Here is an 8,343-nt window from a genome sequence, read left to right as displayed (position 1 = left end):
GGGCGGACTCTGGATACCGTTCGGACACACAAGGGCCAGCATGTGGAGGGCGGAGCCGATCTACGATGCAAGCTCGAAGCTTTAGGAGCGACTGGACCTCCCACACCTCCTCCGATGATCAGTCGGAAGACATGACGCCTGTTTAGGGGCGACATGTCCAGATACAAGGAGCGGCTTCAGCCGCGATGGGTTTTATCGAGCACGCCCGTCGCGGCTGAAGCCGCTCCTGCAGGACACGTCCTGTCGGTATGGGCGGCGGCCTGAACGGTTCGCCACGCGCCAAGCGCTTGCCGTGGATCGGATGCGCCTGGCGCGACGCGTTGCGGCGCTTTTTGTCGATCCGCGCCGCAGGAACAATCGTGCGCCGGAATTCATGGCGCGTCGCCACGCGTCATGACGTTGCCGATTTCGGCGTCTCAGCGCAACGCGTTGCGGCGCTTTTCATCAATCCGCGCCATCCAAGCAGTGATGCGCCGGAATTTCTAACACGTCGCCACGCGCGAGGCGCTAACTGCCGATCGGATGCTCTCAACGCAGTGCGTTTCGACGCTTCTCGTCGATCCGCGCCGCAGTGGCGGTGAAGCGCCGGAGTCGGTAGCGCGTCGCCACGCGCATTGATCCCGCCGCCCCTCAGACGCTCCTAGCGCAGCGCGTTGCGTCGCTTTTCATCAATCCGCGCCATGGACGCAGTGAGGCGCCGGAATCTGTAACGCGTCGCCACGCGCCAGATGCTTACCGCCGATCAGAGATGCTCTCAGCGCAGCGCGTTACGGCGCTTCTCGTCAATCCACTTAGAAGCCTGCGCCGGCGTGTACTCCCGCATCCAGCCCAGCATCGTGTCGATGTCGCTGCCGTACCACAGGTCGGCGCGCTGGTCCGGGTGCAGGAAGCGCTCCTCGACCATGCGATCGATCATGCCGATCAGCGGCGCGTAGAACCCTTCCACGTCGAGGAAGGCGCAGGGCTTGTTGCCGATGCCGAGCTGGCGCCAGGTCAGCATCTCGAAGATTTCTTCCATGGTGCCGAAGCCGCCGGGCAGGGCGACGAAGGCATCGGACAGGTCGAACATGCGCGACTTGCGCTCGTGCATCGAGCCGACGATCTCCAGCTCGGTGAGGCCGCGGTGCGCCACTTCCCAGTCCGCCAGTTGCTTGGGAATCACGCCGGTGACCTCGCCGCCGGCGGCGAGCACCGCATTGGCCACGGTGCCCATCAGGCCGACATTGCCGCCGCCATAGACCAGGCGCAGTCCCTGTTCGGCGATGCGCGTGCCCAGCGCGGTGGCACGTTCGACATAGGCGGGCTTGTTGCCGGCGTTGGAGCCGCAGTAGACGCAGATGCTTTTCATGGGATTCGGGAGTTGGGATTGGGGATTCGTAAAAGCGGTGAGTGGGTCGGGGCGCTGATGATGCCGGAGTGGGCGCGGATCATCGCTTGATCGGCTTCATGCGTGGGGCGATCCGCAAAGCACAACGCCGGGCATGTGCCCGGCGCTGTGGGATAAAGGATCGGGGATGGAGGCAGGGACGCGGCTTTGGCAAATCCCCACTCCCGAATCCCCAATCCCGACTTCAATTGGCCTTATGAATCGCCCGCTTGCTCACCGCCATGGCCGCGTCGTGGATCGCTTCGGACAGGGTGGGGTGGGCGTGGCAGATGCGCGCCAGGTCGTCGGCCGAGCCGTTGAACTCCATGGTCAGCACGCCTTCGTGGACCAGTTCGGAGACGCCGACGCCGACCAGGTGCATGCCCAGGACGCGGTCGGTCTCGGCGTGGGCGATGACCTTGACGAAGCCCGCGGGCTCGCCCATCGCCACCGCACGGCCGATCGCCGCGAACGGGAAGCTGCCGGCCTTGTACGGCACGCCTTCGGCCTTGAGCTGCTGCTCGGTCTTGCCGACCCAGGCGATTTCCGGCTCGGTGTAGATGACCCACGGAATGGTGTCGAAGTTGACGTGGCCGGGCAGGCCGGCGATCAGTTCGGCGACCGCGATGCCTTCCTCGAAACCCTTGTGCGCGAGCATCGGCCCGCGCACGCAGTCGCCGATCGCCCACACGCCGTCGACGCCGGTATGGCAGTGCGCATCGACCTCGATCTGGCCGCGCTCGTTGACCTTGACGCCGGTACCGTCGGCCAGCAGGCCCTTGGTGGCGGCGCGGCGGCCGACGGCCACCAGCAGCTTGTCCACGTTGAGGGTCTTCTCGCCTTCGCTGTCGCTATAGGTGACGACCACTTCCTGCTTCTTGCCCTTGCCGGTGACTTCGGTCTTGGAGACCTTGGCGCCGAGCTTGATGTCCAGGCCCTGCTTCTTGAATTCCTTCAAGGCGGTCTTGGCCACTTCGGCATCGGCCAGGGCCAGGAAGTCCGGCAGCGCTTCGAGGATGGTGACCTCGGCGCCCAGGCGCTTCCACACGCTGCCCAGTTCCAGGCCGATCACGCCGGCGCCGATCACCGCCAGGCGCTTGGGCACTTCGCTGAAGTCCAGCGCACCGACGTTGTCGACGATGGTCTCGCCGTCGAACTTGGCGAACGGCAGTTCGATCGAATCCGAGCCGGCGGCCAGGATCACGTTGGTGCCCTTCAGTTCGACTTCGCTGCCGTCGTGCTGCTTGACCTTGACCACGTTGCCCGGCTGCCCCGCGTTTGCTTGGAGCTCGCCGAAGCCGTAGTACGGGGTGATCTTGTTCGCCTTGAACAGCATCGCGATGCCGCCGGTGAACTGCTTGACGATCTTGTCCTTGCGCCCGACCATCGCCGCGACGTCGATCTTGGCATCCTTGAAGCTGATGCCGTGCTCGCCGAACAGGTGGCCCATGTTCCAGAACTGGCGCGAGGAATCCAGCAGCGCCTTGGACGGAATGCAGCCCACGCGCAGGCAGGTGCCGCCCAGCGCCGGCTTGCCGTCCTTGCCCAGCGCCGCGTCGATGCACGCGGTCTTCAGGCCCAACTGGGCGGCACGGATGGCCGCGTGATAGCCGGCGGGACCGGCACCGATGACGACGACGTCGTATTGTTCGCTCATTTCATTCGCTCACACGGGAATGGGGAATAGGGAATGGGGAATCGCAAAAGCGCAGGCGCCTGCCGCCTCCCATCCAGGTCCAGGCGGGAACAGGGCAGGGAAATGGGCGCTTGTCCCATTCCCCACTCTCCATTCCCGATTCCCGGCTCTTACAGACCGAACAGCATCCGGCCCGGGTTTTCCAGTTGGTTCTTGATGTCGACCAGGAACTGCACCGAGTCCTTGCCGTCGATGATGCGGTGGTCGTAGGACAGCGCCAGGTACATCATCGGCGCGATCACGACCTGGCCGTTCTCGGCGATCGGACGCTCCTTGATCGCGTGCATGCCCAGGATCGCGCTCTGCGGCGGGTTGATGATCGGGGTCGACAGCAGCGAGCCGAAGGTGCCGCCGTTGGTCACGGTGAAGGTGCCGCCCTGCAGTTCTTCCAGGCTCAGCTTGCCGTCGCGCGCCTTCTTGGCGTAGTCGGCGATGCCCTGTTCGATGTCGGCGAAGGACTGCCGCTCGACGTTGCGCAGCACCGGCGTGACCAGGCCCTTGTCGGTGGACACGGCGATGGAGATGTCGCTGTAGCCGTGATAGATGATGTCGTCGCCGTCGATCGAGGCATTGACAAGTGGGAAGCGCTGCAGCGCGTTGGCCGCGGCCTTGACGAAGAAGCTCATGAAGCCGAGCTTGATGCCATGGGCCTTCTGGAACTCGTCCTGCAGCTCCTTGCGCGCGGCCGAAACCTTGGCCAGGTTGACCTCGTTGAAGGTGGTCAACATCGCGGTCGAGTTCTTCGACTGCATCAGGCGCTCGGCGATGCGCTTGCGCACGCGGGTCATCGGCACGCGCTCTTCCGGACGCGCACCGCTGGCTTTGCCGGCGCCGCCGTTCTTGGCGTAGTTGAGGATGTCTTCCTTGGTCACCGCGCCGCGGCGACCGGTGCCTTCGACCTGCGAAGGATCCACGCCTTCGGTGATGGCGCTGAAGCGCGCGCCCGGCGGCAGGCTGGACACATCACCGGCGGCCTTCGGCGCGTCGGCCTTGGCGGCCTTCGGTGCTTCCGCGGCGGCGGCCTTGGGCGCTTCGGCCTTCGGCGCCTCGGCGACCTTGGCCTCGGCCGGCGCCGCAGCGGCGGTCGCGCCTTCCTCGATGATCGCCAGGATCTGCGAGCTGGTCACGGTGGCGCCGGTCTCGAACTTGATCTCCTTCAGCACGCCATCGACGGGCGAGGGCACTTCCAGCACGACCTTGTCGGTCTCCAGGTCCACCAGGTTCTCGTCGCGCTTGACCGCCTCACCGGCCTTCTTGTGCCAGCTGGCGATGGTGGCATCGGATACGGATTCGGGCAGTACCGGAACTTTGACTTCGGTGGCCATTGCAGGGGGCGTCCTAGTGGTGTCTTTTTTGAAATGTGAAAGGGGGTTTATTCAGCGACTTGGTCGTTGAACGGATTCAACAGCGCATCGGCGACCAGCTTCAGCTGCTCTTCCACGTGCTCGGCGAAGTGGCCGGCGGCGGGAGACGGCGAACGGGCGCGGCCGGCGTAGTGCAGGCTCTGTCCGTCGGCCAGGCAGGCCTGCAGGTGGTGCTTGATCTGGTACCAGGCGCCCTGGTTCTGCGGCTCTTCCTGACACCAGACCAGGTCGGTGGCATTGCCGTAGCGCTTCAGTTCGGCCGACAGCAGCTCGCGCGGGAACGGATACAGCTGCTCCACGCGCAGGATGGCGACGTCGTCCTGGCCGCGCTTGGTCTGGTCCTCGAGCAGGTCGTAGTAGACCTTGCCCGAGCACGCGACCACGCGCTTGACCTTCTTCGGGTCGGCCTTGGCGTCCGGGATCAGGTGCTGGAACTCGCCGTCGGCCAGTTCCTCCAGCGTCGACACCGCCAGCTTGTGGCGCAGCAGCGACTTGGGCGTCATCACCACCAGCGGCTTGCGCGTGGACATGCGCATCTGCCGGCGGATCATGTGGAAGGCCTGCGCCGGGGTGGTCGGCACGCAGACCAGCATGTTCTCCAGCGCGCACAGCTGCAGGAAGCGCTCCAGGCGTGCGGAGCTGTGCTCCGGGCCCTGGCCTTCGTAGCCGTGCGGCAGGAACAGCGACAGGCCCGAGATGCGGCCCCACTTGGCTTCGCCGGCGGCGATGAACTGGTCGATCACCACCTGCGCGCCGTTGGCGAAGTCGCCGAACTGCGCTTCCCAGATGCACAGCGCGTTGGGATCGGTGGTGGAGTAGCCGTACTCGAAGCCCATCACCGCCTCCTCGCTGAGCAGCGAGTCGATCACGGTGGCGTCTTCCGGGTTCTCCACCAGCTGCCGCAGCGGCAGGTAGTAGCTGTCGGTCTTCTGGTCGTGCAGGATCGCGTGGCGGTGGAAGAACGTGCCGCGGCCCGCGTCCTGGCCGACCAGGCGCAGCTTGTGGCCTTCGCCCAGCAGGGTGGCGTAGGCCAGGTTCTCGGCGAAGCCCCAGTCGCCCGGCAGTTCGCCGGCGGCCATCTTCACCCGGTCCTCGTAGATCTTGGCCACGCGCGGGTGCAGCTCGACGCCGCCCGGGATGGTGGTGATGATCTTGGCCAGCTGATCCAGGGTCTTGCGCTTGACCGTGGTGTCGACCTTGTCCGACAGCTTGCCCGACAGGTACTTGGACCAGTCGATGGCGAACTCGTCGGGCTTGCGGGTCGCCAGCTCGGTGGTGTATTCGCCCGAGTCGAGCTTGTTGCGGTAGCCGTCGACCAGCGCCTGCGCCTCGCCGGCCTGCAGCACGCCTTCGCTTTCCAACTGGGCGGCGTACAGCTCGCGGGTGGTCTTGTGCTTGCGGATGGTCTGGTACATCACCGGCTGGGTGGCCGCCGGCTCGTCGGCCTCGTTGTGGCCCCAGCGGCGGTAGCAGACCAGGTCGATGACCACGTCCTTGTTGAACTGCTGGCGGAAGTCGTAGGCCAGGTTGGCCACGAACGCCACCGCGTCCGGATCGTCGCCATTCACATGGAACACCGGCGCGCCGATCATCTTGGCCACGTCGGTGCAGTACAGCGTGGAACGGGCGTCGTCGCGGGCGCTGGTGGTGAAGCCGATCTGGTTGTTGACCACGATGTGCACGGTGCCGCCGACCGCGAAGCCGCGCGCCTGCGACATCTGGAACAGCTCCATGACCACGCCCTGGCCGGCGAACGCGGCGTCGCCGTGGATGATCACCGGCAGCACCGACTTGCGCGCGGCGTCGCCGTAGCGCTCCTGGCGCGACCGCACGCTGCCGACCACGACCGGATCGACGATTTCCAGATGCGAGGGGTTGAACGCCAGCGCCAGGTGCACCGACTTGCCGTCGGCCACCGCCACGTCGGCGGAGAAGCCCATGTGGTACTTCACGTCGCCGGTGTGGGCGCGGTCGTCGTGGGCGTGCTCGAACTTGCCTTCGAACTCGTCGAACAGCTTGCGCGGGTTCTTGCCCAGGGTGTTGACCAGCACGTTGAGGCGGCCGCGGTGGGCCATGCCGACCACGATGTCCTTGACCGTGTCGCTGCCGGCGCGCTGCACCAGCACGTCCATCATCGGGATCAGCGAGTCGCCGCCTTCCAGCGAGAAGCGCTTCTGGCCGACGTACTTGGTGTGCAGGTAGCGCTCCAGGCCCTCGGCGGCGGTGATCCGCTCCAGGGTGCGGCGGCGGCTGGCGGTGTCGCCGGCGATGTTGCCGCCCGCGTTCTCCAGGCGCTGGTAGATCCACTGGCGCTGTTCGAACTCGGAGATGTGCATGAACTCGCTGCCGATCGACCCGGTGTAGGTCGCCTTCAGCCGCGCCAGCAGATCGCGCAGTTTCATCCGCGGCTGGCCGCCGAGGCCGCCGGTGCTGAACTCGCTGCCCAGATCGCTTTCCGACAGGCTGTGGAACGGCAGGCCCAGGTCCGGCGGGTTCACCGGCGGGGTCAGGCCCAGCGGATCCAGCCGCGCGCCGAGGTGGCCGCGCGAACGGTAGGCGGTGATCAGGCGGCCGACATGGCGCTCGCGCTCGTCGCCGCTCGGGCCGGTGCCGCTGTTGGCGGCCTGGCGCGCGGCGCTGGCGATGTGGGCGATGACCGCCGAGTGGGGGACGTCACCGGCATCGCGGCCCTGGAAGCCGTCGAAGTAGGTTTTCCACTTGGGATCGATGCTGTCGGGAGAGACCAGATACTGTTCGTACAGGTCTTCGATATAGGCGGCATTGCCGCCGGCGAGTTGCGATGACTGCGCAAACTGCTTGAGTAGATTGTCCACGATGGTGGGGTGCGGTCGCTTTGTTTGGGGTGGCTTGCGGCAGGAACCGGCGGACGCGAGGGCCGCGCGGGCGTAATCAAGCGCAAAAATTATACCCCCATGAACCAGCCGGGGTGTGCATTCGGCGTGGTCAAGGCCGATCCCGGTTCATCCGTGGCAGTTGCGGCGTGGTCGCGGCCGCCTCACCAGCCCAGGGCGCGCAGTTCGCTGCAGGGCCGGGCGCGCTCCCAGACCCGGTCGAAGGTGGCGCGCAACTGGCGTGCGCGGCCGCCACCTAGCAGGTCGGTCTCGCCGTCGTAACGGTGACCGAGTCCACGGAAGTAGTAGCCGCCTCCCTCGTTGACCAGGTAGGCAGTGGCGTCGCTGCGGTCCACCGGATCGCTGACTTCGCGGAACTCGAACACGCTGGGCAGGCGCTGTGCCAGCGCCAGCAAGGGGGCGCCGACGCGCTGCGGCGCGGCCGCGTCGTGCAGCAGCACGCGCACCTGCTTGGCATGCGCGGCGACCGCGAAGCGCCGCATCTGTTCCACCACGCGGGCATCGTCGAGCAGGCCGGGATCCAGCATGCGGCTGTGGATCAGCACCTGGCGGCGGGCCTGCGCCAGCACCGCGATGCTGGCGGCGAGGGCCATCGCCGCGTCCTCCACCGCCACCGCGCCGTCGAAGCGGCGGCGCAGCGGCACGGCCTCCGCGGTGGCGGCCACGCCGCCCGGGAGCGGCAGGAAGCCGTGGCGGGCGCAGAACGCCAGTGCCGCGGCCGGCGCCTGCAGTTCCAACTGCGGCCAGTGCCGGCGCTGCGCTTCCTCGATCAGGCCGCGCAGCAGCGCGCTGCCGACGCCGCGTCCCCGCCAGTCCGGCAGCACCGTCAGCGCGGCGATCCGCCGGTCCGCCCCGAGCCGGGCCGCGCCCACCGCGTGGCCGTCGTCGTTGCGCGCGACCAGATGGTCGCCCAGCGCGTCCAGCGCCGCGGCGTCGGCCAGGTCCGCGGCGATGCCGGCCGCGGCGCGCAGCGCGCGCAGTTCGGCCCCGTCGCGGACGGGATCCAGCGCAGCGATGCGGAAACCGGGGCCGGGCATGGTCGGA

5 protein-coding genes are annotated in these 8,343 nt (G+C 67.1%); all 5 read right to left on the bottom strand.

The genetic code is table 11. The features are described from left to right. Positions 1–754: 754 nt before the first annotated feature. Positions 755–1,348, bottom strand: a complete 594-nt coding sequence (locus CEK65_RS18405; protein ID WP_017913415.1) for a TIGR00730 family Rossman fold protein — start codon at positions 1,346–1,348, stop codon at positions 755–757. A 223-nt stretch (positions 1,349–1,571) separates the two neighbouring features. Continuing rightward, positions 1,572–3,023, bottom strand: a complete 1,452-nt coding sequence (gene lpdA, locus CEK65_RS18400) for a dihydrolipoyl dehydrogenase (protein ID WP_152182600.1) — start codon at positions 3,021–3,023, stop codon at positions 1,572–1,574. A gap of 149 nt (positions 3,024–3,172) precedes the next feature. Beyond that, a complete protein-coding gene (sucB, locus tag CEK65_RS18395; RefSeq protein ID WP_017909176.1) occupies positions 3,173–4,387 on the bottom strand; it encodes a dihydrolipoyllysine-residue succinyltransferase in 1,215 nt (404 codons plus the stop codon). Positions 4,388–4,434: 47 nt separating this feature from the next. After that, on the bottom strand, positions 4,435–7,260 hold the full coding sequence (locus CEK65_RS18390) for a 2-oxoglutarate dehydrogenase E1 component (protein ID WP_148829755.1): 2,826 nt from the start codon (positions 7,258–7,260) through the stop codon (positions 4,435–4,437). Positions 7,261–7,442: 182 nt separating this feature from the next. Further along, entirely contained in the window at positions 7,443–8,336 is an 894-nt protein-coding gene (locus CEK65_RS18385) for a GNAT family N-acetyltransferase (RefSeq protein WP_152182599.1), read from the bottom strand. Positions 8,337–8,343 lie beyond the last annotated feature (7 nt).

Origin of the sequence: Xanthomonas sp. LMG 12459, from assembly GCF_009192905.1 — a bacterium.
In the GTDB taxonomy this organism is placed as follows: Bacteria; Pseudomonadota; Gammaproteobacteria; order Xanthomonadales; family Xanthomonadaceae; genus Xanthomonas_A; species Xanthomonas_A sontii.
This window is presented reverse-complemented; position numbering and strand designations above follow the sequence as displayed.

Bases quoted from the DNA above. Each gene is read 5' to 3' on its own strand.
- lpdA (WP_152182600.1), bottom strand. From the start codon at position 3,023: ATGAGCGAACAATACGACGTCGTCGTCATCGGTGCCGGTCCCGCCGGC.
- CEK65_RS18385 (WP_152182599.1), bottom strand. From the start codon at position 8,336: ATGCCCGGCCCCGGTTTCCGCATCGCTGCGCTGGATCCCGTCCGCGAC.
- sucB (WP_017909176.1), bottom strand. From the start codon at position 4,387: ATGGCCACCGAAGTCAAAGTTCCGGTACTGCCCGAATCCGTATCCGAT.
- CEK65_RS18405 (WP_017913415.1), bottom strand. From the start codon at position 1,348: ATGAAAAGCATCTGCGTCTACTGCGGCTCCAACGCCGGCAACAAGCCC.